Raw genomic sequence first — 25920 nt, 5'->3', positions numbered from 1 at the left:
CATTCGGAGCGCCAGGCCGTTCGGACGGCCGTGTATCCTGCCAGCCTAGCCCGGCGGCCGTCTGAGCCGGCAGGGCCGCGGCCCCGCAGGCCAGAGGACTCCCGTGCGGACCGGCCTGCTGGCTGAGCGGTAGGCTTGGGGGAACCGGGATTCTCACGAATTTCGGCTATTTGTGTTGCCTGCACCCCGTAATCCCTCCAGGAGCAACAGCTATGAGCCTCAACGGCCCCACTCTCACCGGTTTGCGCCGCGTCCTCGCCGAAGACCGGAACTACGCCCGCGTCCGGGCCGAGGCCGCCCGCGGGTTCGCCGCCCGCAGCGAGGATTACCAGATCAGCGCCCCCGCCGGGCTGCGCTCCGCGCTGCTCGCGGAAATGGCCGATGGGCTGACTGTGCTAGCAGAAAACACAGCGGACGCCACCGCGACGGCGGGTGGCCGCAGCCTCGCCCCGGTCGTGCTCGCCATCACCGCGACCGGCCGTGAGGCCGAGGACCTCACCGAGGCGCTGCGCGCGTTCCTGCCGGCCGATGCCGTCGCCGAGTTCCCCAGCTGGGAAACGCTCCCGCACGAACGGCTCTCCCCGCGCTCGGACACCGTGGGCCGGCGCCTGTCGGTGCTCCGCCGGCTCGCGCACCCCGAAACCTCCGCAAGCGGCGCGCTGCGCATTGTCGTGGCCCCGGTGCGCGCCGTCGTGCAGCCGATTGTGGCGGGACTGGGCGAACTGGTCCCGGTCACCCTGAAGGTGGGCCAGGACGCCCCGTTCAGCGGTGTGGTCCGGAGCCTCGCCGACGCCGCATATGCCCGGGTGGACATGGTGACCCGGCGCGGCGAGTTCGCCGTCCGCGGCGGCATGCTGGATGTCTTCCCGCCCACCGAGGACCACCCCATCCGGGTGGAGTTCTTCGGCGATGAGGTGGACCAGATGCGCTGGTTCGCCGTCGCCGACCAGCGCTCGCTGTCCGCGCCCGGGGTGCACCACCCCACCGAACTGCACGCCCCGCCGTGCCGCGAAATCCTGATCACGCCCTCCGTGATGTCCCGCGCCGCGACCCTGAAAGCGCAGCTGCCGGCCGCCGCGGACATGCTGGAGAAGATCGCCGGCGGCATCGCCGTGGAAGGCATGGAGTCCCTGGCCCCGGTACTGGTGGACGCCATGGTGCCGTTCCTGGACCAGTTCCCGGCCGGCTCGATGGCCGTGGTGATCGAACCCGAGAAGGTCCGGGCCCGCGCCCACGACCTCGCCGCCACCAACGAGGAATTCCTCGAGGCGGCCTGGTCGACGGCGTCCGACGGCGGCACCGTGCCTCTGGCATTGGATACTGTTTTGAGCTCGGCGGCGTCGGCGGCCCTGCATTCGGCCAGCTTCCGTTCCCTCACCGAAACCCGCTCCGCAGCCCTCGAGCACGAGGTGTCCTGGTGGTCCATCACCTCACTGGCCACCGACGAGGAACTGCTGCCCGACGTCGACGTCCTGAACCTGCGCGCCCGGGAACCCCGCGGCTACCAGGGCGACGTCGCCGAAATGATGGACTTCATCGGCTCGCACGTGCGCGAACAGTGGCGGATCGTCGTCGTCACCGGAGGTCCCGGCCCAGCCCAGCGCCTCGCTGAGCTCTTTCACGACAACGACATTCCCTGCGCCCGCGTCGACTCCCTCGATGAAAACCCGCAGGCCGGGCTGATCGAGGTGACCACGGCCGCCCTCGGACGCGGATTTGTCCTGGAGCCGCTTAAGCTCGCCCTGCTGACCGAGGCGGACCTGCTGGGACGGACCTCGGCCGGTTCCACGAAGGACATGCGCCGGATGCCCTCGAAGCGGCGGAACGCCGTGGACCCGCTGCAGCTCGTGGCCGGCGACTCCGTGGTGCACGAACAGCACGGCATCGGCCGGTTCGTGGAACTGATCCAGCGCAAGGTGGCAGGGGGAGGCGATGGCGTGCGGGAATACCTCGTGCTGGAATATGCCCCGTCCAAGCGCGGCGCCCCCGGTGACCGGCTCTTTGTGCCCACCGACCAGCTGGACCAGGTCACCCGCTATGTCGGCGGGGACACCCCGGCGCTGAGCAAGATGGGCGGCGCTGACTGGGCCAGCACCAAGTCCAGGGCCCGCAAGGCGGTCAAGGAAATCGCCGGCGAGCTGATCCGGCTCTACTCGGCCCGGATGGCTTCCCGCGGCTACGCCTTCGGCCCCGACACCCCGTGGCAGCGCGAGCTTGAGGAAGCCTTCCCGTACGTGGAGACCCCGGACCAGCTGACCACCATCAACGAGGTCAAAGCGGACATGGAGCGGGAGATCCCGATGGACCGGCTCATCTCCGGAGACGTGGGCTACGGCAAGACCGAGATCGCGGTCCGGGCGGCGTTCAAAGCGGTCCAGGACGGCAAACAGGTCGCCGTGCTGGTGCCCACTACGCTGCTCGCCCAGCAGCACTACGAGACTTTCACCGAACGCTTCTCCGGCTTCCCGCTGGTGGTCAAGCCGCTGTCCCGTTTCCAGGGGGGCAAAGAGGCCAAGGAGACCGCCGAAGGGGTCAAAGCGGGTTCTGTGGACGTCGTGATCGGCACCCACCGGCTGCTGTCCAAGGACTTCGCGTTCAAGGATCTCGGCCTCGTGATCGTGGACGAGGAGCAGCGCTTCGGCGTCGAACACAAGGAGGCGCTCAAGAAGATGCGCACCAACGTGGACGTCCTGGCGATGAGCGCCACCCCGATTCCCCGGACCCTGGAAATGTCGCTGACCGGCATCCGCGAGACCTCCACCCTGGCCACCCCGCCGGAGGAACGCCACCCGGTGCTGACGTATGTGGGCCCGTACACGGACAAGCAGACCTCGGCCGCGATCCGCCGCGAACTCATGCGCGAGGGCCAGGTGTTCTTCGTGCACAACCGGGTGTCCACGATCGACCGCACCGCGGCGAAGATCCGCGAACTGGTCCCGGAGGCCCGGGTCGAGGTGGCACACGGACAGATGTCCGAGAGCCGGCTCGAGCAGATCATCGTGGATTTCTGGGAGAAGCGCTTCGACGTGCTGGTCTGCACCACCATCATCGAGACAGGCCTGGACATCTCCAACGCGAACACCCTGATCGTGGACGGGGCGGAGAAGTACGGGCTCTCCCAGCTGCACCAGCTGCGAGGGAGGGTGGGCCGCGGCCGCGAACGCGCCTACGCGTACTTCCTCTACCCTTCGGAGAAGCCGCTGGGCGAGGTGGCGCTGGAACGGCTCAAGGCTGTCGCCACCCACAACGAGCTCGGCGCCGGGATGCAGCTGGCCATGAAGGACCTCGAGATCCGCGGCGCCGGCAACCTGCTCGGCGGGGAGCAGTCCGGCCACATCCAGGGAGTGGGATTCGACCTCTACATCCGCCTGGTCGGCGAGGCCGTGGCCGATTACCGGGGCGAGGCCGAGGAGAAGGCCGCGGAGATGAAGATCGAGCTGCCGGTCAATGCGCACCTGCCGCACGACTACGTGCCGGGCGAACGACTGCGCCTCGAGGCGTACCGCAAGCTCGCCTCGGCCGTCACCCACGAGGCGATCGACGAGGTGCTCGCGGAGCTCATGGACCGCTACGGGGAGCTGCCGCTGCCCGCGAAGAACCTGATCGACGTCGCCCGCTTCCGCGTGGGTGCCCGCGAAGCCGGGCTGTCCGACGTTGCCCTGCAGGGGAACTTCATTAAGTTTTCCCCGGCGCAGCTGCCGGAGTCCAAGCTCATGCGGCTCACCCGGATGTACCCCGGTGCGCAGTCCAAGCCGGCCCTGGACGCGGTGCTCATCCCCAAGCCCAAGACCGCCCGGATCGGCGGCCGGGACCTGCAGGACGCCGAGATCCTCGAGTGGGCCAACGGTGTCATCCGCAACATCTTCTCCGACGCCGCTGTATCTGTCTCACCGACGGGGAAGTAAAGAGTGATGGGGGGACACCACGCCGCGTCGGGCGCCGCGGCGTGGGTGGCGATTGCCTCGACGGGGCCTTACGCGCTGGGCTGGTATCCGCTGGACGCGACCGGGATTGTGATCGGCGGGATGGCGACGGCGGGCACGGCCCTGGTCTGCGACTGGGACCACCGCTCCAGCACAGTGGCGCATTCGCTGCCGCCGCTGTCGAACGTGATCGCCGTCGGCATCGAAAACGTCTCCGGCGGCCACCGGCAGGGCACGCATTCCCTGCTCGGGGCGGCGTTCTTTGTGCTGCTCGCGGCGCTGGCCGGGCAGTTCCAGCTGCAGACGGACTGGGGGCTGCTGTCGGTGGGCGCCGGGCTGCTGTGCATGTTTCTGATCAACATCGCCGCCAAGGCGCTCAAACTGTTCCCGAAGTACGGCTGGATCAGCAACTGGGTCTTCGCCCTCACCATGGCCGGGCTGGTGACCTGGTTCGCGCCGCACCAGTGGACCTGGCTGCCGGTCTCGATGCTGACCGGGGTGCTCGTCCACATTGTCGGGGACATGATCACCACCGGGGGAGTGCCGCTGCTCTGGCCCATCGTGGTCAGGCCGCCGAAAATCCTGCGGAAACTGCCGCTGCTCAGGAACGTCTGGCGGTCCAACGGGGCGTTCTCCATCCCCCTGCTGGGCCGTGCCGGCTCGCGGCGGGAATGGTTCGTGCTGATTCCGGTCAGCGCCTACGCCATGATCGGCATGTTCGGCGCGGTCCTTGCCCTGGCCCGGTTGCACTGGCCGGACGCCGTCGCCCTGGGAACCGGGCTGATCCAAAGCCTCATCGGGGTGCTCGCCGCAGCGTAGCCCGCAGCGCGCCCGCCGAGCGTCATGTCCGGCCCGCGCTACAGTCGGCCAGCGTCGCCGCTTAAACAACTGAAGCCCCGGAAATCCGGAGCTTCAGTTGTTTAAGTACGTGGTGTTTAGAACTCGCCCGCGGAATCCGAGCGGCCGGTGACGGTCTGCGGAATCCAGAATGCCAGGGCGAACAGGACGAGGCACGCGGCCATCGGCCACGGGTTGCCCAGCGTCAGGAAGCTCAGGGAGTACAGGGAACCGGCGAAGAGGACCATCATCAGGACGAACAGGATGATGCTGGAGCCGAGGCTGTTCTCGTTTTGCGGCGTCGTGGCAGTAGTGGTCTTGCTGGACATTCGTTCCTCCTCGGCCCCGTGGGGCTCAAAACTGTGGCGGCTGCCGGAACGGATCAGTACGCGGAGGAACCCTGTTCACCCTTGACGATCGCGATGCCGGAGCTGGCGCCAATACGTGTTGCACCTGCAGCAATCATAGCCTGTGCGTCGGCGAGCGAACGCACCCCGCCGGAGGCCTTGACGCCCAGGTCCGGGCCCACGGTGCTGCGCATCAGCGCGACGTCCTCGGCGGTGGCCCCGCCGCCGTTAAATCCGGTGGACGTCTTCACGAAGTCCGCGCCCGCCGCGACGGCCGCCTCGCAGGCCAGCACCTTCTGGGCGTCGTCCAGCAGCGCCGTTTCGATGATGACCTTCAAGATGGCGCCGCCGTCGTGCACGGCCTCGGCGACGGCCGTGATGTCATCGACCAGGGCGCCCTTGTCGTTGGCCCGGGCCGCAGCAATGTTGATCACCATGTCGACTTCTTCGGCACCGTCCAGCACCGCGCCGCGGGCCTCAAAGGCCTTGACGTCGCTGGGCGTGGCGCCCAGCGGGAAACCGACGACGGAACACGTCAGCACGCCGGAGCCCTTCAGCGCCTTCTTGACCGTCTTGACCCACACCGGGTTGACGCACACGGACTTGAACCGGTACTCGGCGGCCTCGGCACAGACCTTGAGGATCTCGGCCTCGCTTGCCTCCGGCTTGAGCAGGGTGTGGTCAATGTAGGAGGCGATGTTAGCGGGGATGGTGCTTCCGGCAGTCGCGGCGGCTTCGTTGCTCATGGGGTCCCTTCGTGGCTTCTCAGGTGTCCATCTTGCCACAACGGGCCGCCCGCCGAAGGGGCGTCCGCGCGGGCGTTCGGCAGCGGGTCCGGCAGCCTTTCAGGCAGCGTCGGCGAAGGGTTCAGCCAGGCCGGCCCGGAGCAGTTGGGAGGCGCAGACCGAGGCGGCGGAGGAGGCGGCCACGAGCAGTCCCAGCCGGACGCCGTCGAACACGGCGGCATCCCCGATGGCCCAGATCCCCGGGACGGACGTACGGAAGTCACGGCCGATCACAATCCCGCCCTGGCGCCCCGTCCTCAGGCCGGCGCTGACCGCGAGGGCGTCGCGGGCAACCGGCTCCTCGGCCAGGACCACCAGGTCCCCGGCCATGCTGGAACCGTCCTCGAACACAATGCCCGCGGCAGCGAGCGTCGAACCGGCGGGGGTGGGAACGACGGCGGCCGGACGCTGCGTGGTGCGGATCGGGCGGACGCCGCGGGCGCGCAGTACGGCCTCGGCCTGGCCCGCGGCCGTTCCGGTGCCGACCAGGATGCCCAGCGGCCGCCGGCCCAGGACCCGGGTGACATCCTTGACGGCCTCGCCCAGCCGGGCGGCGTCGTCGATGGTGGAGTAGTTCAGGCACCGGCCTACCCCCGCCAGCGGCGCTCCGGCAGGGGAGGACCCGGTCGCGATGACCAGCTGGTCGTAGCTGAATTCCAGGCCGTCCGCCGTCGTGACGTAGCGGCTGTCCGGGTCGATGTAGCTCGCCGGCTGGCCGAAGCGGACCGAAACCTGCGCAAGGGCGGCGAGCTCCAGCAGCTCCTCGGGGGCGTCGTCCCGGTTGCTGAGCACCGTGATCCCGCCGGCGAACGGGGCCCGGGTGAGCTGGCGGACGAGGGCCTGCGCGGCCGGGCCGGCCCCGGCGATGACGATCCGGGGACGGGTCTGGGAATCGGCGGAAACGGTGGGGGTGGCGGACATGGTGAGGCCCTTTCGCTGGTGGCCCGTGGTGTGGCCTGACTGCTTGATGAACCCAGCGTAGGCGGATGATTTTTCCGGCGTGTTTCCCCGGTGTTGCAGGATTTTCGCCGCCCGTTCGCCAATGTTTACCCGCCAGTAATGCCGTGGGTCACACCCGGATCCGGTAGCCGCGCTTCACCACGGTTTCCACGAGCCGGCCGTCCGGCAGGGCGGAGCGCAGCCGGCTCACCGTCATGTCCAGGGCATGGACCGAACCGCGGAGTTGCAGCAGTTCGGACAGCGACTCGCGGGACAGCACCGCGCCGCCGGCGCCCAAAAGGGCCCGCAGCAGCAGGAGCGGGGCGGGGGCCAGCTCCACGGCCTCGCCGTCGACCCGCAGCGAGCGGCCGCGGAGCTCCACGCGGCCCGAGACGGTGTCCAGGCGGCGGACGTGGTTGAGGGCAAGGTGCTCCACGACGAGCCGGATCAGGGCGCCCATCCGGAACCGGTCCGGGACCAGCGGCTGCAGTCCGGCATCGATGAGCGGCTGCGCCGTGATCGGGCCGACGACGGCGGTCGCCACGGTGGTCTTCAGGCTCTCCACGAGCTGCTTGTACAGGCCCATCTCGTGCGCGGTGGACCACATGGCATCCACTGCAGGGGCGCTGGTGAAGGTCAGCACGTCCAGGTTGCCGCTGCACGCGGCCTCGATCAGCCGCGGCAGCCGGTCGGCGCCGTCGGGCTTGACCCAGCGGTTCGGGGTGACGGTGAGGACCGTGGCGCCGGACATCCGGAGGCGTTCGAGCTGGCGGACATCGGTGTAGCCGTGCAGCTGCACCGCGACGGTTTTGCCGCGGACCCCCTCGGCAAGGAGCATGTCCACCAGCGTGGCGGTGGTTTCGTCGCTGCTGATCCCGACGTCGGCCAGTCCGGCCGCCCGGACGGCGCCGCGGGCCTTGGGTCCGCGGACGAACATCCGGGTGGCACCGAGGGTCTCCAGCAGCTGCTCGCCGATCCCGAAGGTGTCCGCGGCCTCGCACCAGCGCCGCATGCCGTAGGCAGTGGTCGCGATGCACAGCTCGGGGCGTGCGGCGATGACTGCCCGCGTGTCCTCGATCAGGTGTGCGTCCTCCTGCACCGGGGCGATCTTCAGTGCCGGCGCATGCAGCACCTCGGCGCCGCGCCGCTCCAGGGCCTCGATCAGGTCCTGGGACCGGCGGTGTGAGGTCACGCCGATCCGGAAGCCCTCCAGCGGCAGCTCCACAGCCTGCGCGGCAGTTCCCGGTGCTGTCTCCGCCACCGTTGTCGTCGCCGGCTCGGGGCTGGGGCCGGGCGGCCCGGCCGGGGCGATGGCGTTGAGAGCGCTCACAGCCCTCACGCTCCCATCAGGGACGCGGCGAGGCGGTCCAGTTCGGCTTCGGCTTCCGCGCAGCCCCGGTTGGCCTCGGCCACCCGGACGACGTCGCCGATCACCAGCACGGCGGGGTTGCTGCACTCCGCAGCCGCGGTGGTCAGGGTGCCCAGCTCGGCGATGGTGGTCCGCTGTCCGGGGCGGTAGCCGCGCTCGACGACGGCCGTCGGCATGTCCGCGCGCATCCCCGCCCGGCGCAGCCCGGCGGCGAGCTGGTGCAGTGTCCCGATGCCCATCAGCACCACGATGGTCCCGCCGAGCCCGGCGAGGTGCAGGTGCTCCTTCTCGGTCAGCGGTGCGTGGCCTGAGACCACGGTGAACATGTGGCTGACATTGCGGTGCGTGACCGGGATCCCGGCCGCGGCCGGCACGGAAATGGCACTCGTGACACCGGAGAGCACCCGGACGGGCACACCGGCCTTCACGCAGGAGGCCACTTCCTCGCCGCCGCGGCCGAACACGTACGGGTCGCCGCCCTTGAGCCGCACCACATTCTTTCCGGCCAGCGCCGCCTCCACCATGAGCTCCTCGATGCCGGACTGGCTGACCGGGTGGTGGCCGGGGCGCTTGCCCACGTCCACCAGCTCGGCCGTGCTCAGCGCGGGCAGTTCCTGGTAGGGGGCCAGCCGGTCGTAGAAGACGACGTCGGCGTCCCGCAAGGCCTTGACCGCGGCGACGGTCAGCAGCTCGGTGGTTCCGGGGCCGCCGCCGACCAGGGTGACGTGGCCGGCGGGGCCGGCGGCCGGCTCCACCGCGACCGGGATGCCGGTTTCGCGGCAGCGGTCCAGCAGCGCCTCCCAGCCGGGCTGGCCGTCGTCGACCGCGGCGACCAGGAAGGGCCGCTCCGGCAGCGGGCCGTCGTGGCGGGCACCACCCGGTCTGCTCAGCCGGGACACGACGGCGCCGGCCGCCCGGTAGCGGCGGACGGCCTGGTGCGCGGCGGCGTCCGAGCCGGTGACAAGGACCACGCGATCGCTGAGATCGATGCTGAGCTGCATGGCTAGACCTTACTTTCCTGGGCGGGGCGTTCCTGGGCGGGGACACCGGTCCCGGAGGGCCGGACCGGGATGCTGGCGGCGATCACAACCGGCTGCTGGGCGGCCAGCGCCTTCTCCTCCGCCGTGGCGGGGCGCATCTGGCCGCGCTCGTCGGGGACGAAGGTGATGGAATCGTCTTTCTGGTCCGGGGCGTTGACGAAGGAGCGAAAGCGGCGCAGGCGCTCGGGATCATGCAGCGTGTCGGCCCACTCGTCCACGTAGGTGTCGACGTGCCTGGCCATGGCGGCCTCGAGATCCGCGGCGATGCCCAGGGTGTCATGGACCACCACGTCCTCGACGTGCCTGATGCCGCCGGCGAGCTCCTCCTGCCACCGCGCCGTGCGCTGCAGGCGGTCGGCGGTGCGGATGTAGTACATGAAGTAGCGGTCGATGTACTTCACCAGCGTCTCGTCGTCGAGGTCCTTGGCCAGCAGCTGGGCGTGCGCCGGGGTGGCACCGCCGTTGCCGCCGACGTAGAGGTTCCAGCCGTCCGCGGTGGCGATGACGCCGACGTCCTTGCCGCGGGCTTCGGCGCATTCCCGGGCGCAGCCGGAGACCCCCATCTTGAGCTTGTGCGGGCTGCGGAGGCCGCGGTACCGCAATTCCAGCGCGATGGCCATGGCCACCGCGTCCTGGACCCCGAAGCGGCACCAGGTGGAACCGACGCAGGACTTCACCGTGCGCAGGGACTTGCCGTAGGCCTGGCCGGACTCGAACCCGGCGTCGACCAGTTCCTTCCAGATTTCCGGGAGCTGCTCCAGCCGGGCGCCGAACATGTCGATCCGCTGGCCGCCGGTGATCTTGGTATAGAGGTTGTATTTCCCGGCCACGGCGGCGATGACGCCGAGCTTCGTCGGGGTGATCTCGCCCCCGGCGATCCGCGGCACCACGGAGTAGGTGCCGTCCTTCTGCATGTTGGCCAGGGCGCGGTCGTTGGTGTCCTGCAGGGTGCCGCGGCCCGCGTCCAGGACGTAGGCGCTGTTCTGGCTGGCCAGGATGTTGGCGATGGTCGGCTTGCAGATGTCGCAGCCGGAACCGGTGCCGTACTTGGCCATGATCTCCTCGAAGGAGGTCAGCTCCAGGACCCGGATGGTTTCGAAGAGTTCCTGCCGGGACAGCTCGATGTGCTCGCAGAGGGCCTTGGAGACCTCGACGCCGGACTTGGCCAGTTCCGTCTCGAGCAGCTTCTTGAGCATCGGCACACAGGAACCGCAGCTGGTCCCGGCGCGGGTGCAGCCCTTGAGCTCGCCGAGCTCCTGGACCGGGGCGTTGCCCTCGCAGGCACCGCAGCCGTTGACGGTATCGCGGATGGTTCCGGCGGCCACGTTGTTGCAGGAACACAGGATGGCGTCGTCCGGGAGTTGGGTCTCCCAGACTTCGTCCCCGGCGTCGCCGCCGCCGGCCGCGGTGAGGTAGGCACCGGGTTCGGTGGGCAGTTCCCGGCCCAGCATGGGCCGCAGCGACGTGTACGGGGTGGCGTCCCCGACGAAGATGCCGCCGAGCAGGGTCTTGGCATCGTCCGTGGTGACGATCTTCTGGTAGACACCGCGGGCCGGGTCGGCGTAGACGATCTCCAGCGCGTGCTCGGTCCGGGCGAAGGCATCGCCGAAGCTGGCGACATCGACGCCGGAGAGCTTGAGCTTGGTGGCGGTGTCGAAGCCCGGGAACGTCGCGTCGCCGCCGTGCAGCCGGTCCGCGACGACCTCCGCCATGGTGTTGGCCGGGGCTACGAGGCCCAGGCACATGCCGCCGAAGTTGGCGACCTCGCCGATCGCCCAGATCCCGGGGACCTGCGTTTCGCAGCCGTCGGAGATGACGACGCCGCCGCGCGGGCCGAGATCAAACAGCGGAGCTGGATCCTCCGCCGCGGTGGTGCCCGCCGCAGCCGTTCCGCCTGCGCCAGCCGGTGCTGTGCCTGCGGGTGCTGTGCCGTCGGCCGCCGGGCCGTTGGCGGCACGGAACAGCTCGTCGCGGGGTTTGACGCCGATCGCGACGATCACCAGGTCGGCGTCGATGACGCGGCCGTCGGCCATCAGCACGCCGGTGACCTGGCCGTCGTCGTCGGCCAGGACCTCGGAGGGAAACACGCCGCCGTGGACGGTGAAACCCTTGGCTTCGATCAGGCGGCCCAGGGCCTGCCCGGCACCCTGGTCCAGCTGGGTGTTCATCAGCCAGGGGGAGCCGTTGATGACGATCGGGGTGGCGCCGAGCTGCTCGGTGCCGGCCGCGGATTCCAGGCCCAGCAGGCCGCCGCCGATGGTGACGGCGGTGACCTTCCGGCCCAGCTTCTCCGTCAGTTCCGCGATGGCCTTGTTGATGGCCCAGACATCTTCCAGCGTGCGGTAGACGTGGGCGAGTTCAGATCCCGGGATGGGCAGGCGGGCGGCGTCGGAGCCGGTCGCGACGACCAGTTCGTCATACGGGTACACGGCGCCGGCCGCGGTGGTCACGGTTTTGCCCGCGGTGTCGATGCCGGTCACGCGCTCGCCGGTCTGCAGGGTCATCGCCTCGTGGTCCCACATGGCGGCGCTGCCCAGGGTGAGGTCGACGTCGGCGTCGGTGAGGGCCTTGCTCAGCGCGACGCGGTCATAGGGGAGGTGGGCCTCCTCGGTGAGGACGGTGATGTTCCAGCCGTCAAGGCCCCGGGCGTGCATGGCGTCGGCGAAACGGTGGGCGGCAGGGCCGCCGCCGGCCACCACGACGCGGCGCGGTGCTGTGGTGCGCTCTGCGCCCTGGTTCTGGGGGCTTGAAGTCTGTCCGGTCACGGTGGGCCTTTCGCAGGGGCCGCAGTCGGTGCATTGCGGCCTTCTCAATCGAGGTGTCCAGCCAGACTAGGCAAGCGCAGTTTCGCTTCAGTTTCCCTTATGTTTCGTGATCTTAACTTCTGCATCACGGACGCGTTTCCGGCGGGGTGAGGTCTCTTTTACCCGCCGGACACATTTACTGCCTTCAGCCGAAACACCCGGGGCCTAGCTTGGGTATGTGGCCGCAGGAGCGGCGGAGCCCGGGAGAGATGCAGCAGAGAGGGGCCGAAAATGACCGCCGTACTTGAGAGCGCAGCACAAAGCTTTGTCCAACACCCCAGCTGCGGGACCGGCTGGCACCGCGTGTGCGCCGTGGAGGACCTGGAGCCGGCCTGGGGCGAGGCCGCCCTGATCGCGGGGCGCCAGGTGGCGCTGTTCCGCACGGTCTCCGGTGGGGTTTACGCCGTCGGCCAGGAGGATCCGGCCACCGGGGCGTGCGTGATGGCCCGGGGCATCACCGGTTCCCGAGGCGCACGCCCGACCGTCGCCTCGCCGCTGCACAAGGAGGTCTATGACCTCCGCACGGGGGAGTGCCTGGGCACGCCGGAACTTCGGCTCCCGACCTTCGGTACCCGGATTGTGGGCGGGTACATTGAGGTCGAGCTCTAACGGCTGACGTGCCGGAAGCTACAGGCCCAGTTACAGCCCCAGCGCCTCGCGGACGTCCGCCAGAACGGCGTCGAGCGCCGCGCGGGCCTCGTGCCGCGCCGCCGGCAGTTCGGCGGCCGAGCCGACGCTGCGGATGACCTCCAGGTAGCACTTGAGCTTGGGCTCGGTCCCGCTGGGGCGGATGATGATGCGGCTGAGGTCCCTCGTCAGGTACAGCAGGCCGTCGGTCGGCGGCAGCTGTGCGCTGCCCTCGGCGAGGTCCGTGACGGTTTCGACGGCGGAGCCGCCGAAGGACGCCGGCGGGCGGACGCGCAGCCGGTTCATCATGGCGTCCAGCAGGCCCAGATCCGCGACCCGGATGCTGAGCTGGTCGCTCGCATGCAGCCCGTGCACCAGGTACAGCTCGTCGAGCGTAGCGAAGATGGACTTGCCGTCGGCCTTCGCCGCCGCCGCGAATTCCGCGATCAGCACCGCGGCGGATATCCCGTCCTTGTCCCGCACCAGCGATGGCGCGACGCAGTAACCCAGCGCCTCCTCGTAGCCGTACAGCAGTCCGGGAACACGGGCAATCCACTTGAAACCGGTGAGGGTTTCCTCATGCGCGTAGCCCGCCGCGGAGGCGATCCGCGCGAGCAGCCGCGAGGACACAATCGAATTCGCGAAGACTCCCGCGGGGGTTTCACCGCCGCCGCTGCCACTGCCCCTGCCGGCGGCCAGTCGCGCCACGATGTGCGCCCCCAGCAGGGCGCCGACTTCGTCGCCGCGCAGCATCCGCCAGGCGCCGGTGTCCGGATCCTTGGCGGCCACCGCGGCGCGGTCCGCGTCCGGGTCGTTGGCGATCACGATGTCCGCATCCACCCGGGCGGCGGTCTCGAGGGCCAGGTCCAGGGCGCCGGGCTCTTCGGGGTTGGGGAAGTTCACCGTGGGGAATTCGGGATCCGGCTCGGCCTGCTCGCCCACCAGGGTGACGTCGGTAAACCCGGCCGCGTGCAGCACGGCCACGGCGGTCCCGCCGCCCACGCCGTGCAACGGGGTCAGGACGATCTTGAGGTCGCGGGCAGGGAAGTGCTCCGGTCGGGCCAGGGCGGCGACGGCGGCCTCGTAGCCGGCGGCGACGGACGGATCCAGCACGGTCCAGCCCTCCGTGGCCAGGGCGACGCCGGAAAGCCCGCCAACGGCGTCGATATCCGCCGCGATCAGGGCATCGTAGGGCGCCACGATCTGCGCGCCGCGTCCGCTCTCCTCGACGGCGTGGCGTCCCAGGTACACCTTGTAGCCGTTGTCCTGGGGCGGGTTGTGGCTGGCGGTGACCATCACGCCGCCGTCGCACTCCAGGGCGCGCACCGCATAGGCGAGCAGCGGGGTGGGCAGCGGGGCCGGCATCAGGAAAGTCTCGACGCCGGCGGCGGTGAGGACCGCCGCGGTCTCCTCCGCGAAGATATCCGAGTTGTGCCGGGCGTCGTAGCCGACAACGGCGCGCGGCCGGGTGCCGGGGGAGGCCCGGGCGACGGCGCCGGTCAGGAAGGCAGTGAAACCCGCGGCGGCGCGGCGCACCACAACGCGGTTCATCCGGTTCGGGCCGGGGCCGAGGGCTGCCCGCAGGCCTGCGGTGCCGAACTGCAGGGTGCCGCTGAAACTGTCGGCGAGCTCCTGGCGGGCCGACGCGGATCCATCGTCGGCCAGCCGGACCAGCTCGGTCAGGGTGGCGGCGGTGGCGGGATCCGGGTCCTGGGCGGCCCAGATCCGGGCGTCGCCGAGCAGGCGGGTGAGTTCGGCATCAGAAGACGTCATAGGAACCAAACTAGCGCCATTCGCCGCGGATACCTCCCCGACAAGCGAGAGTCCGCTCGACTGATCGATCACAGCCGTCCCGGTCCTCAGCCCTTGACAGCCAATTTTCCGGACACGTAGCGTCTGGAATATGAAGATGGGCCGTGGCGTGGAATGGGCCGTGCACAGTTGCGTCAATATGGCGTGGACACCGGCCGGCGAGGCGGTCAACAGTGCCCGGCTGGCGGAGTACTACAAGCTCCCCGGCGCCTACCTGAACAAACAACTCCAGGCGCTGGTCCGCGCCGGGGTCCTTGCCTCCGTCTCCGGCCCGCGCGGCGGTTTCCACCTGGCGCGCCGGCCGGAGAACGTCACCATCCTGGATATCGTCCTGGCCCTGGAGGGCCCCGATCCGGTGTTCCGCTGCGAGGGCATCCTGGCCAACGTCCCGGACGCCGATTCGGAGCATAACTACGTCCGGACCTGCCTGATCTCCCAGACCATGCGCCAGGCCGAACTCGCCTGGCGGCAGGCGCTGGCACGCCAGACGATCGCCGGGATCGCGGACTCGATGGAGCGGCGCTTCCCGCAGGACAAGGCAAAAGCGCTGCGCTACCTGGCCCCGCGGGGCTAGGGACTCAGAGCTTCGCGATGATCTCCGCCAGCAGTTTGGAGATGCGCGGGCCCGCGGCGTGGCCGGCTTCGAGGACTTCCTCGTGGCTCAGCGGCACCGGACTGATGCCGGCGGCGAGGTTGGTCACCAGCGAAATGCCGAAGACTTCCATGCCCGCATGGCGGCCGGCGATGGCCTCCAGCGCGGTGGACATGCCCACCAGGTTGGCACCGATCCGCTTGGCGTACTGCACCTCGGCCGGGGTTTCGTAGTGCGGGCCGGTGAACTGGGCGTAGATACCTTCGTCCAGGCTGGGGTCGACGTCGCGGGCCAGGCCGCGGATCCGTGCGGAGTACAGATCGGTGAGGTCCACGAACGTGGCGCCTTCCAGCGGCGACGTCGCGGTGAGGTTGATGTGGTCGCTGATCAGCACGGGCGTCCCGGGCGTCCAGTCCTCGTTCAGGCCGCCGCACCCGTTGGTCAGGACGAGTGTCTTGCAGCCGGCCGCGGCCGCGGTGCGGACCCCGTGGACGACGGCACGGACGCCCTTGCCCTCGTAGTAATGGGTCCGCGCGCCCAGCACCAGGGCGCGCTTGCCCTCCTTGGTCAGGACGGAGCGGATGGTGCCGACGTGGCCCACCACCAAGGGGGAGGAGAACCCGGGGACCTCGTCCGCGGAGAGCGTGGCGGTGGTCTCGCCGATCAGTTCGGCGGCGTCGCCCCAGCCCGAGCCGAGCACCAGGGCGACGTCGTGCGCGTCGATCCCCGTCTCTTCGGCGATGTAGTCGGCGGCGGCGCGGGCGGCGTCGAAGGGGTCCGTGTTCAGGAATTCTGTTGTACTCACCGGTACAAGTTATCCTGCCGGCGGCGTGCTGCCCAGCAACCGGTCCTGCACCTGGTCCGGCAGCTGGTTCTGCATTCTGCCTGGTGTGACGCGGGTCCGGATTCTTGGTGGTGCCGGTCCGGATGGTGGACAATAGCTGATTGTGACTACGCACCCTGATTTCAGCTCACCCCGCATCGCAATCCTGGGCGGAGGGCCCGGCGGCTACGAAGCTGCCATGGTCGCCGCCTCCCTGGGCGCGAAGGTCACCATCATCGAACGGGCGGGGCTCGGCGGCTCCGCGGTGCTGACCGACGTCGTGCCCTCCAAGACCCTGATTGCCACAGCGGACCTGATGACCCGCGTCGGCGAGGCCGGCGAGCTCGGCGTCAAGTTCGACCTCGACGGCGGTGACTGCACCCCCACAATGCGCGCTGACCTCAAGCACATCAACGACCGCCTGCTGCGGCTGGCCCGGCAGCAGTCCTCGGACATCCAGAAGGGCCTCGAAAACCAGGATGTCCGGATCCTGCTCGGCTCCGGCAAAATGCTGGACAGCCACACCATTGAGGTCCTCACCGCCGACGGCACGGAAATCATCGAGGCGGACGCGATCCTGCTGGCCGTCGGCGCCCACCCGCGCGAGCTGCCCACCGCCCGCCCGGACGGCGTCCGGATCCTGAACTGGGCGCAGATCTACACCATGGACGAGCTCCCCGAGGACCTGATCGTGGTCGGCTCCGGTGTGACCGGCGCCGAGTTCGCCTCCGCCTACAACGGCCTCGGTTCCAAGGTCACCCTGATTTCCAGCCGCGACCGCGTGCTGCCCGGCTCGGACGCCGACGCCGCCGAGGTCCTCGAGGGCGTCTTCGAACGCCGCGGCGTCAAGGTGCTGTCCCGCGCCCGTGCCGAGACCGTGGAACGCACCGAGGACGGCGTCATCGTCACCCTCGGCGACGGCTCCAAAATTACCGGAAGCCACTGCCTGGTCGCGGTCGGCTCCATCCCGAACACTGCCGGGATCGGCCTTGAGGAAGCCGGCGTGGCGCTCACTGAGAGCGGCCACATCAAGGTCGACGGCGTCTCCCGCACCACCGCGCCGAACATCTACGCCGCGGGCGACTGCACCGGCGTGCTGGCTCTTGCGTCCGTGGCCGCCATGCAGGGCCGGATCGCGATCGCGCACTTCCTGGGTGACAGCGTGACCCCGCTCAAGCTGCACCAGGTCGCGTCCAACATCTTCACCTCGCCCGAGATCGCGAACGTGGGCGTTTCCGAGGCGGAGATCGAATCCGGCAAGTACCAGGCCGACGTCGTAAAGCTCTCGCTGCGCAGCAACGCCCGCGCCAAGATGCGAAACCACAAGGACGGCTTCATCAAGATCTTCGCCCGCAAGGGCTCCGGCACCGTGATCGGCGGTGTGGTGGTGGGCCCGAACGCCTCCGAGCTGATCTTCGCGATCTCCCTCGCCGTCACCCAGAAACTGCACGTCGACGACGTCGCGAGCACCTTCACCGTGTACCCCTCGCTGAGCGGTTCGATCTCCGAAGCGGCCCGGCGCCTGCACGTCCACATGTAGCAACCCGTGCACGAAAGGGAGGACCCGGCGGCCGCCGGGACACTGCCGCCTCAGCCCGCTCCTTACGGCACCGGCGCCATCATCCCGGCGAGCCATTCACGCAGTCCCGGGCCGACGTCATCGCGTTCGACGGCGAGGGTGAACGCCGCCTTGAGGTAGCTGAGTTTGTCCCCGGTATCGAACCTCCGTCCGCGGAAGACGACGCCGTAGACTCCCGCGCCCGGCCCTTCCGCGAGGGCCAGAGTCTGCAAGGCATCCGTCAGCTGGATCTCCCCTCCGCGGCCCGGGGGCGTTTCGGCGAGGACATCGAACACGCGGGGATGCAGCACGTAGCGGCCGATCACGGCGAGGTTGGACGGTGCGTCGGCCGGCTCGGGCTTCTCGACCAGACCCGCGATGCGGAGGAAACCCTCACCTCCGGGTGCCGGGACTACGTCGGCGCACCCGTAGGCGCTGATCTCGGAAGGCTCCACTTCCATAAGAGCCACCACGGAGCCTCCTGTGGCAGCCTGCACCATGGCCATGGCGCCGAGGATGTCATCCTGCTCATCAATGAGGTCGTCCCCGAGGAGCACGGCAAACGGCTCATGGCCGATATGCCGCCGGGCGCGGAGCACTGCATGGCCAAGTCCCAGCGCGTCTCCCTGGCGGACGTAGTGAATGTCTGCCAGGGAAGAGGACGCACGGACGGCGGCCAGCTTTGTATGGTCGCCTTTGCGCTCCAAGGCTTGTTCGAGGGAGGGCTCGCGGTCGAAGTGGTCTTCCAGCGGACGCTTGTTCCGCCCGGTGATCATGACGATGTCCGTCAGCCCGGCACGGACGGCCTCCTCCACCACATACTGGATGGCCGGTTTGTCAACAAGCGGGAGCATCTCTTTGGGCATGGCCTTGGTGGCGGGAAGGAACCGGGTTCCCAGCCCGGCGGCGGGTATGACTGCCTTACGCATGAAGTCTCCTTGCGGTGCTTGGGTCGGGGGCGGTGCGGGGATGGTCGGGGGTTCTCGGGAGTGTCTGGGTGGCGGCAGCGAAGTCACGCGCCGACGCGAGGACCCGGTGGGCGGTTTCACCGCTCTCACTGTCGCGCAGCAGGCGGGCGGGTGCCAGGTCCCCCAGCAGCGGGTTCATGCCCTGGAACCAGGCCTGCACGACTTCGGGCGAATGCGTTTCGCTGAGCAACCGGGCGATCTGGTAGGTGTCCCGGAGACGGTTGATGACGGACTGAGCGGGAGTCCGTTCCTTGGCTGACCACTGGCGTACGGCGCGGGCTTCCTTGACCGATCCGATGTAGGCGACGAGTCTGACGCCGAGCAAGTCGCTCAGCGCCTGGACGACGTCTGCGGCGTCCATGCTCATTGCTTCCCGGTAGGCAATCAGCCCAATATCCGGGATTTCTGGTGAAGTCAATGTGTAACTCCTGACTGTTCGGGATGCCTCGGCCGCCAGCCCTTGTGGGGTGGCGGCCGAGGTATCAGTAGGGGAGAAATGGTCTCGCTAGCCGACGCCCACCTCCACCCCGGACGCGGCGGTCTCGAAGTCCAGGACAGTGACGAGCCCGGCGCGGACGGGGCGGCCGAGGGCCCGGTAGTCCCAGCCGGCTGCCTGATAGGCGTCCGAGTCGAGGGCGTGCCGGCCGTCCACGATGAACCTGGTTTCCACGAGCTCTGCGAGCCGGACGGGGTCGGCGTCCCGGAACTCGTCCCACTCCGTGAGCAGCACCACGACGTTGGCGCCCGCTACGGCTTCTTCGAGCGAATCCGAATAGCTGAGGTCCGGGTAGCTGCGGCGGGCGTTGGCCATCGCGGCCGGATCGTAGACGGACACGATGGCGCCGGAGTCGTGGAGCATGCGGGCCACATCCAGTGCGGGTGCGTCCCGGATGTCGTCCGAATTCGGCTTGAACGCGGCGCCCAGGGCGGCGACCTTGACCCCGGCCAGCACGCCGCCATTAAGCTCACGGACGAGGTCCACGGTGCGCTGGCGCCGCCTCTGGTTGATCGCATCGACCTGGCGGAGGAAGGAAACAGCCTGCCCGACGCCGAGCGTCTCGGCCCGGTGGGCGAACGCCCGGATGTCCTTGGGCAGGCAACCGCCGCCGAAGCCAAGGCCCGGCTTGAGGAACCGGCCGCCGATACGTGAGTCGTAGGACAGTGCCTTGGCCAGGTCGCTGACGTCGGCCCCCGTGGTTTCGCAGATTTCCGCCATGGCGTTGATGTAGGAGATCTTCGTGGCAAGGAAGGAGTTCGCGGCGACCTTCACGAGTTCCGCCGTGGCCTGGTCCGTGACGACGACCGGGGTTCCCGCAGCGATGATGGAGGTGTAGCAGGCGGCAAGCTGTTCACGCGCCCACTCCGACTGCGTTCCGAAGACCAGCCGGTCCGGTTCGAGCGTGTCTTTGATCGCGTACCCCTCGCGCAGGAATTCCGGGTTCCAGGCCAGTTCCACGAGGGTCCCGGCGGGGGCGACCTGGTGGACGAGGGCCGTCAGCCGGGCTGCCGTGCCCATCGGCACGGTCGACTTCCCGACAATCAGGCACTTGCGGCGCAGTTCGCGGGCCAGGCTGGTGACGGCCGCATCGACGTAGCTCAGGTCGGCGGCGTCGGAGCCCTTGGACTGCGGCGTTCCCACACAAATGAAATGGACGTCGCCGTGTTCCGCTGCCGTGCTCACGTCGGTCGTGAACCGGAGCTTCCCCGTCGCCAGGACTTCCTGCAGCTTCTCTTCCAGGCCGGGCTCGTAGATCGGGAGGTGTCCGTTGGAGAGCTGTTCGATCTTGGCCACGTCCACGTCGAGGGCGACCACGTCATAGCCCAGCAGGGCCATGCAGACGGCGTGGGTTGCACCCAGATAGCCCGTGCCGATGACGGTGATGTTGGGGTGGTTGTTGACGGCGGATACGGCGGCAGTGGTGCCGGTGGGCTGAGACATGGCCGACCTTTCGTTGGAAGGAGTTGGTGCTGGGCTTATGCCGTGGATCATGGATTCGTGCATTCGATGTTGCTGACGCCCCTCGCTGCGCCAGTGAGGGTGTTGGAGCAGGCGACGGTGTTGTTCATGGCGGGCCAGCTGGCGATGCCGAAACCGGACCCGTTGACGGCGCCCGAGTTGTTGGTGAAGAGGTTGTAGTCCCCCCATTCCTGGAGGATGTTGTGGGTCTCGTACCCGTTCTCGGGAGAGTTCTCGCCGCGGTTTGAATCGATCGTCCAGGCGTTGCCCTTGACGTTCATCCAGGCGGATGCCGCCGTCATTCCCGCGCCGTCAAAGCGGTTCCCTTTGACGATGCCGCCCACGGTTCCCTCCTTGATGTCGATACTCTCGGAGGTGGTGCCGGCGATGACATTGCCGGCGATGATGTTGTAGTTGCTTTGGTCCGGAAGGCAGGCGGTGTAGGTGCACCAGTTGCTGACGGCGGTGCCGATGTAGATCCCTTCGCCAAATTTCTTGTTACGATTCCCGGTGCCGCGGATGGTGTTGCCGGTGATGAGGTTGCTGCTGGAGTTCGTCCGCAGGTGGATTGCCTCGTCGCCGATGGCGGTGACGGCGAGGTTCTGGATGACGGAGCCCGTGCTGGAGTCCGCGACGATCCCCTTCTGTCCATTGCGGATGGTGAATCCGGACAGCACCCAGTAGCTGCTGCCGTCGAGGTGGAAGGCGTATCCCTTGTCCGTGCTGCCGGCATCGAGCACTGCCCCGCGGCCTCCGCACAGGTAGATCCTCTGCGCGGCCGTCCCCGAGTTCGTGGCGGTGAATCTTCCGGAATAGATACCGTCGGCCAGGTGGATTGCGTCTCCTGGTTTGGCGTCGGCCAGGGCCTCGGTCAGTTCTGCCGCCGTCGTAACCTTCGTGGTGTCCGCCGGGCACGGGAGGGCCTGGTCGGAGGGGAGCGGTCCGGCGCCGGGACGGGCGTCCCGTGCGCTCTGGCTCATTTCGGCGTCCCGGTCGACCTTGTCTTTTGAAGACGCCGACCGGGACGAGGTCGCGCCGGAGGCGCCGGCGTCCTCGGTATCCTCGGGGCTGTCGTCCGGGATGGCCGAGGCCGCGGCCGCTGCGGTGGGTTCCGCCGTGACGGCGATTGAGCCGCTGGGCGATTGAGCCGCCGTTGGCGGTGCCGCCGTGCGCGCGGCGACGGCGATGCCTCCGATGACGGCGACCAGGGCGATGACGGTCATGACGGTGGCGATGATCCACGGCACGGCTGTGCGCGGAATCATGAAAACGCTGCTTCCACATGGCCGCCTTCAGCCGGCCGGAACGTGCCTGCCTGTCCCCGATCGTCATCCGCGGTCCTGCGCCCGCGGGGCTTTTCTGACAAATCGGGGGAGGTCTCAGCGTCTGCCGGTCCCAGCGAATCCGGACGGACCTGCAGGGGGTCCAGGTCGGTGAAGGTGCTCATGGGCGCCTGGTCCGCGTACGGGTGCCGGATGGTCCGCTTGAGCCGCCGTCCCCGCAGGGCGGTGAACACGAGGATCAGACCGAGGACCGTCCAGAGGATGGTGAGGGGCTGAAAGAAGGAGGCCACCCTCTGCCAGAACGGCTTGGTCACCGTCCACTCGTTAGTGGTGTTGTGGGAAGTCGTTGCGTTGGTGGCCCGTTTGAGATCGACGGCGCTCGGCCCGCTGCCGGAGATGATGTTCGACCTCACGCTGATCTCCGCCGCCCCCAGGGCCGAGATGCCGTGGTTGCTCATGTTGGTGAAGCGGTTGCTTTCCACATCGGCGGCGGCATCGCGGAGGTACACGCCGACGATGCTGTTCGCGACGGTGTTGTTCGTGATCTTGCCTCCCGTGACGCCGTCCCGGAGGGCGATGGCCTGCGTAGCGAGGTTGCTCAAGTGGTTGTCGTCGACCGTCACTCCGGAGGCTGCATCCTGGACGACGATGCCCATCAGGCTGTCCGAGATGGTGTTTGAACGGACCGTGGTGCTTCGCCCGCCCCGGATCTCCAGCCCGTAGTGGGCGTTGCCCGTCATGGTGCTGTTGATGACCACCACATCGTTGCCGTGCGAACTGATGGAGGTGCCTGTTGCGGACGGACCCGTGGCCAGCGCACGACCGTCGATATAGATTCCGTCGCGGCCGTTGTTTTCGGCCTTGTCCGTGTCGAGCCGGACTGACCGGATTGAGCGGGAGAGCCGGAACCCGTCGACCGCGCTGTGACGTGCGGTGGAGTCGACGATGGTCGCGTTCGAAACGTTTCGGTGCAGCACGAAGCCGTCCATCCGGCTCCGCTCAGCGGTGACATTGTGGATGCTTACCCCCACAGCATTGGCCAGGAAAACCCCATAGACGTTGTCCGTGATCTCGGTGTTTACGACGGAGGCGGTCACGTAGCTGAAGTCCGAGTTCGTGGCCTCGCCCTCCAGCGCGGGGATGATGTCGCTGGGAAGAACAGCCCCCGGCACCGGCTCGCCGGCGGCGTCCTTTTCAACCTCCGGGAATTTGCTGTTCTTGGAGTGGTGCTTGGCCAGCGCGGCCCCCGCAGCGCCGATCGCCCCCGTGATGGGGCGGTCGGATCCTGTCATGGAGAGGCCGCCGGTCCTGCCGCTCCAGAATCCCAGCGACTCGAATGACGCATGCTCGATTGACACCGTGCCGCCAATGGACCTGATGTAGGCGCGCCCGTTGTCGGTGATCTGGCGTGATGTGCTGTGGTCCACGTCCCAGCTGGTGATCTTGACCGGTGCCGTGGCGCTGCCCGCAACGTTCAGCCTGCCGCCGTAGTTGACGATCGAGACGAACTTCTGCGCCGAGCTGACCATCTTGATGGTGAGCAGCCTGGAACTGCTCAAGGAGAGCGTGGCGCCGGACTCAATGACGATGTTCTCGCTCAGCAGGTAACTGCCGTCAGGCTGCCTGACGAACGTCTTGGGCGCGAGGGACAACAGGTCATCCATCGTGTAGTCCTTGGTGCGGGCGGTCAGGACCAGCGTGTATCCCGTTCCTGAGGCGACCCGGTAGGGAACGTTGAGACTGGAGCCCGTCCAGCGGGCAATCGATGCCTGGGTGCGGACCTGGATGAGGCGCTGGTCCTCGCTTGCCACCAGGGCTGCTTCGTTGGTCGGGTTGCCGGTGTAGTTGCTGCCGTCCGTAACCCCGGGGGTGAGATCGGAGGAGTCGTTGGTGCTCTGGGAGACGGCCTGGGAGACGGCGGCCGGTGCGGCGGCCGGCCGATCCGTGCCCGTGGCCCCTGCGGCCGGTGCGGTGGCGAGCAGCACCCCGAGGGCAAGGACGGCGGCTCTGCTCAGGTGTTTCATTTTGCCTCCGCCGTAGTGAGCGTCGATGATGTCTGGCCGGCGCCGCCCGTCTGGTTGTCGGTCCGGGTGAGCCAGCCCTGCTTGTTCATGGTGAAGAGGGCGTAGGTCTTGATCGGTAATGCGATCAGCACGACCATGACCGCCAGCAGCGGCAGGAGGAAGATCTCCCACGGGTGGCGGGACAAGTGGGACCACCCGCGGATCCCGCGGCCCAGGAGCAGCCACCCGATCGCCAGGGTGATTCCGAGGCCGGTAACCTCCAGGCGGCTGAAGAGAAGGTAGCCGATGGTGACGCCCATGGTCACAGGCGTCAGCAGGATCTGGAGCACCGTTACCTTGGTGACGAACGGCACCCGCCAAAGCCAACCCTTCTGGATCGCCGTGATATAGCAGCGATAGGAGTTCCGGCTCCAGCGCACGCGCTGCTTGACGAAGGCGCTGAACGTGTTCGGAAACATGGATATGGCGCGGGCAGTGGATTGGTGCACAGTCTTGAACCCTGCGGCGAGCACGAGCCAGGTCAGCCGGCCGTCGTCGCCGGCGATGCAGCGACGGCCAAGGAAGAATTCGTCTTCAAGGTTCGGGAGCAGGGGCAGCACGACGGAACGCCGGTAGGCTGCCGTCCGTCCGGACAGGCATGCAACTGCGCCGGCAGCACCCATTGCGGGAACGTAGTCGTAGTAGCGCAGGTTGACCAGCCAGTCGGCAATCCGCCGCCAGACGCTGCTGGACCGCTGATAGACGTTCTGCTGGGTTCCCACGCCGCCGACCAGCGGGTCAGCGAATGGCATCTGCACGGCAGCGAGGAGCCCGGGCTCCCAGGACGTGTCAGAGTCGACCAGCACGAGGACTTCGCCCGTGGCCTCCCGAATGCCCCTGCTCAATGCAGATCTCTTTCCCGCATGGCGGAACAGGATCGGGCGGACCGTGGGTTCGTCGCGGACGATGAGCCGCTCGTAGGCCTCCGTGTCCTTGACATCGAGGACGATGATGATCTCCGACGGCGCCTGGACCAGCCAGGTCTCAAGGCACTGCATCAGGATGTCCGGGTCCTCGTGGAAGGACGGGACAACGACCGAGGTGGTCGTGGAGAAGTCGTTGACGGTGGGACGGGCCCTCCTGGACAAAATCACCCGGTACAGCCAGAGCGCCCAGACCACGAGGCCGGCCAGCGCGACCGGCATGTAGACCTGGAACTGGGACAGGTCCGGGATCAGGGGCAGCGCCGCGGGGGCGCTGAAGCCCTGCACGGCCGCTACCACGTCAGCTCCCGGGAAGATTTGCCCGACAGGTGATTGCGGATGGGATTGACACCGGGATCGGCATCGGGTTTGGCCCTGTATTTGGGCAGAAGTGAACGACAGAATTTGCGCATTTTTTGGGTCCCCCTGAGTAGCTTTCGCTCCGACCCTCAAAACATATTTGCGATTCTCCGGGTCCGCCCGAGTAGGGGCTACCCAGATTTCACAGGCGCAGGCCAAGGGGTTGCACTTGGCCTTTTGATGCGACTACGTGCTGCAGATGGGCCGTGCTACCCGTTCTTTGGGGCGACTATCCGTGGGCGCGTAAATGCCCTTGACATCCGCACGGTTCGGGTATCACACGGCCAAGCACTCGTCTATCCCACGTGTTCCGGACTCCCGTGTCGTTCGGCCCTACGTCTGCAGCTACGGGCGCGGACATAGTGGAGGATGGCCAACATCTATGTCCCATATGGGAGCGTTGAAGGACAGACAGCCCAGATCGCCGAGTACATTGCAGAGCTGATCCGGGCCCAGGGGCACCAGGCAGAGCCGGCGGATCTCAAGCACGCCGGGGAGACCCTTCCGGCGGGCTACGACGCCGTTATCGTGGCAGCGTCGGTGCACATGGGCAAGCACGAGGGGTTCGTGACCGACTTTGTGAAGAAGAACCGTGGAGAGCTCGATCGCCTGCCCTCAGCCCTGGTTTCGGTGAGCCTGGCCGCCCACGGGGACGGGCAGAGCGCGGAAGGCTACGTGGAGAAGTTCGAGGAGGAAACGGGGTGGCGGCCCGCGCATGTCGGGCTGTTCGCTGGCGCCCTGCTCTACACGCACTACAACTTCCTCAAACGCCAGCTCATGAAGAGAATCACCAAGGACAAAGGGTCCCCGGACCTGGATACGTCCCGGGACTACGTTTACACCGAATGGGACGGCGTGCAGCGGTTCACCGAGGACTTCCTGGCCGGTTTGTCTGCCCCGGCGGGTTAGC

Annotated in this window: 20 protein-coding genes; 6 read left to right on the top strand and 14 right to left on the bottom strand. The window is 68.2% G+C overall.

Features of this window, described 5'->3' with window-relative positions; translation table 11 throughout:
• Nucleotides 1–212 precede the first annotated feature (212 nt).
• Nucleotides 213–3905 (top strand): transcription-repair coupling factor, encoded by a 3693-nt coding sequence (gene mfd, locus ACZYZ3_RS09795; RefSeq protein ID WP_463963636.1) that lies wholly within the window; start codon nt 213–215, stop codon nt 3903–3905.
• 6 nt (nt 3906–3911) lie between these two features.
• Nucleotides 3912–4742, top strand: coding sequence for a metal-dependent hydrolase (locus tag ACZYZ3_RS09790; protein ID WP_463963635.1), 831 nt, complete (start codon nt 3912–3914; stop codon nt 4740–4742).
• A gap of 116 nt (nt 4743–4858) precedes the next feature.
• Here the strand turns inward: ACZYZ3_RS09790 and ACZYZ3_RS09785 are convergent, their stop codons facing one another.
• From ACZYZ3_RS09785 to nirB, 6 genes are all read right to left on the bottom strand, one after another.
• Nucleotides 4859–5089 (bottom strand): hypothetical protein, encoded by a 231-nt coding sequence (locus ACZYZ3_RS09785; RefSeq protein ID WP_463963634.1) that lies wholly within the window; start codon nt 5087–5089, stop codon nt 4859–4861.
• A 53-nt stretch (nt 5090–5142) separates the two neighbouring features.
• Entirely contained in the window at nt 5143–5853 is a 711-nt protein-coding gene (deoC, locus tag ACZYZ3_RS09780; protein ID WP_463963633.1) for a deoxyribose-phosphate aldolase, read from the bottom strand.
• Nucleotides 5854–5952: 99 nt separating this feature from the next.
• Complete coding sequence (locus ACZYZ3_RS09775) at nt 5953–6813, bottom strand: FAD-dependent oxidoreductase (RefSeq protein ID WP_463963632.1); 861 nt, start codon at nt 6811–6813, stop codon at nt 5953–5955.
• 148 nt (nt 6814–6961) lie between these two features.
• Nucleotides 6962–8092 (bottom strand): uroporphyrinogen-III synthase, encoded by a 1131-nt coding sequence (locus ACZYZ3_RS09770; protein ID WP_463963709.1) that lies wholly within the window; start codon nt 8090–8092, stop codon nt 6962–6964.
• 74 nt (nt 8093–8166) lie between these two features.
• Nucleotides 8167–9201 (bottom strand): uroporphyrinogen-III C-methyltransferase, encoded by a 1035-nt coding sequence (gene cobA, locus ACZYZ3_RS09765; RefSeq protein WP_463963631.1) that lies wholly within the window; start codon nt 9199–9201, stop codon nt 8167–8169.
• Between the two features lie 2 nt (nt 9202–9203).
• Nucleotides 9204–12005 (bottom strand): nitrite reductase large subunit NirB, encoded by a 2802-nt coding sequence (gene nirB / locus ACZYZ3_RS09760; RefSeq protein ID WP_463963630.1) that lies wholly within the window; start codon nt 12003–12005, stop codon nt 9204–9206.
• Between the two features lie 270 nt (nt 12006–12275).
• Between nirB and nirD the strand changes: the two genes are divergently transcribed.
• The gene (gene nirD / locus ACZYZ3_RS09755) at nt 12276–12653 is read left to right on the top strand and encodes a nitrite reductase small subunit NirD (protein ID WP_463963629.1); all 378 of its coding nucleotides are present in this window, start codon (nt 12276–12278) and stop codon (nt 12651–12653) included.
• Between the two features lie 30 nt (nt 12654–12683).
• On the opposite strand, the gene ACZYZ3_RS09750 is transcribed toward nirD, so the two are convergent.
• Nucleotides 12684–14444: a phospho-sugar mutase gene (locus tag ACZYZ3_RS09750; RefSeq protein ID WP_463963628.1), complete on the bottom strand. Its 1761-nt coding sequence runs from the start codon at nt 14442–14444 to the stop codon at nt 12684–12686.
• Nucleotides 14445–14574: 130 nt separating this feature from the next.
• Between ACZYZ3_RS09750 and ACZYZ3_RS09745 the strand changes: the two genes are divergently transcribed.
• Entirely contained in the window at nt 14575–15057 is a 483-nt protein-coding gene (locus tag ACZYZ3_RS09745; protein WP_463963627.1) for an RrF2 family transcriptional regulator, read from the top strand.
• 4 nt (nt 15058–15061) lie between these two features.
• Here the strand turns inward: ACZYZ3_RS09745 and ACZYZ3_RS09740 are convergent, their stop codons facing one another.
• Complete coding sequence (locus ACZYZ3_RS09740; protein WP_463963626.1) at nt 15062–15880, bottom strand: purine-nucleoside phosphorylase; 819 nt, start codon at nt 15878–15880, stop codon at nt 15062–15064.
• 142 nt (nt 15881–16022) lie between these two features.
• Here ACZYZ3_RS09740 and ACZYZ3_RS09735 point away from each other — a divergent pair, with 142 nt between their 5' ends.
• A complete protein-coding gene (locus ACZYZ3_RS09735) occupies nt 16023–17438 on the top strand; it encodes an NAD(P)H-quinone dehydrogenase (protein WP_463963625.1) in 1416 nt (471 codons plus the stop codon).
• Nucleotides 17439–17500: 62 nt separating this feature from the next.
• Here ACZYZ3_RS09735 and galU read toward each other — a convergent pair whose 3' ends face one another.
• The 6 genes from galU to ACZYZ3_RS09705 all read right to left on the bottom strand — a co-directional run bounded on the left by galU (nt 17501) and on the right by ACZYZ3_RS09705 (nt 24950).
• Entirely contained in the window at nt 17501–18385 is an 885-nt protein-coding gene (gene galU / locus ACZYZ3_RS09730) for a UTP--glucose-1-phosphate uridylyltransferase GalU (protein WP_463963624.1), read from the bottom strand.
• Complete coding sequence (locus ACZYZ3_RS09725; RefSeq protein WP_463963623.1) at nt 18378–18842, bottom strand: hypothetical protein; 465 nt, start codon at nt 18840–18842, stop codon at nt 18378–18380. Before ACZYZ3_RS09725 ends, galU begins: the two co-directional genes overlap by 8 nt.
• 87 nt (nt 18843–18929) lie before the next feature.
• Entirely contained in the window at nt 18930–20363 is a 1434-nt protein-coding gene (locus tag ACZYZ3_RS09720; protein ID WP_463963622.1) for a UDP-glucose dehydrogenase family protein, read from the bottom strand.
• Between the two features lie 47 nt (nt 20364–20410).
• The gene (locus ACZYZ3_RS09715; RefSeq protein ID WP_463963621.1) at nt 20411–21646 is read right to left on the bottom strand and encodes a right-handed parallel beta-helix repeat-containing protein; all 1236 of its coding nucleotides are present in this window, start codon (nt 21644–21646) and stop codon (nt 20411–20413) included.
• Nucleotides 21643–23688: a right-handed parallel beta-helix repeat-containing protein gene (locus ACZYZ3_RS09710; RefSeq protein ID WP_463963620.1), complete on the bottom strand. Its 2046-nt coding sequence runs from the start codon at nt 23686–23688 to the stop codon at nt 21643–21645. Before ACZYZ3_RS09710 ends, ACZYZ3_RS09715 begins: the two co-directional genes overlap by 4 nt.
• Nucleotides 23685–24950: a glycosyltransferase gene (locus ACZYZ3_RS09705; protein ID WP_463963619.1), complete on the bottom strand. Its 1266-nt coding sequence runs from the start codon at nt 24948–24950 to the stop codon at nt 23685–23687. Before ACZYZ3_RS09705 ends, ACZYZ3_RS09710 begins: the two co-directional genes overlap by 4 nt.
• 429 nt (nt 24951–25379) lie before the next feature.
• Between ACZYZ3_RS09705 and ACZYZ3_RS09700 the strand changes: the two genes are divergently transcribed.
• Nucleotides 25380–25919: a flavodoxin domain-containing protein gene (locus tag ACZYZ3_RS09700; protein ID WP_463963618.1), complete on the top strand. Its 540-nt coding sequence runs from the start codon at nt 25380–25382 to the stop codon at nt 25917–25919.
• Nucleotide 25920: the final 1 nt, after the last annotated feature.

It is taken from the genome of Pseudarthrobacter linnaei (genome assembly GCF_055412825.1).
The sequence above is the reverse complement of the archived record's forward strand: the minus strand, read 5'-3'. Positions and strand labels throughout refer to the sequence as shown.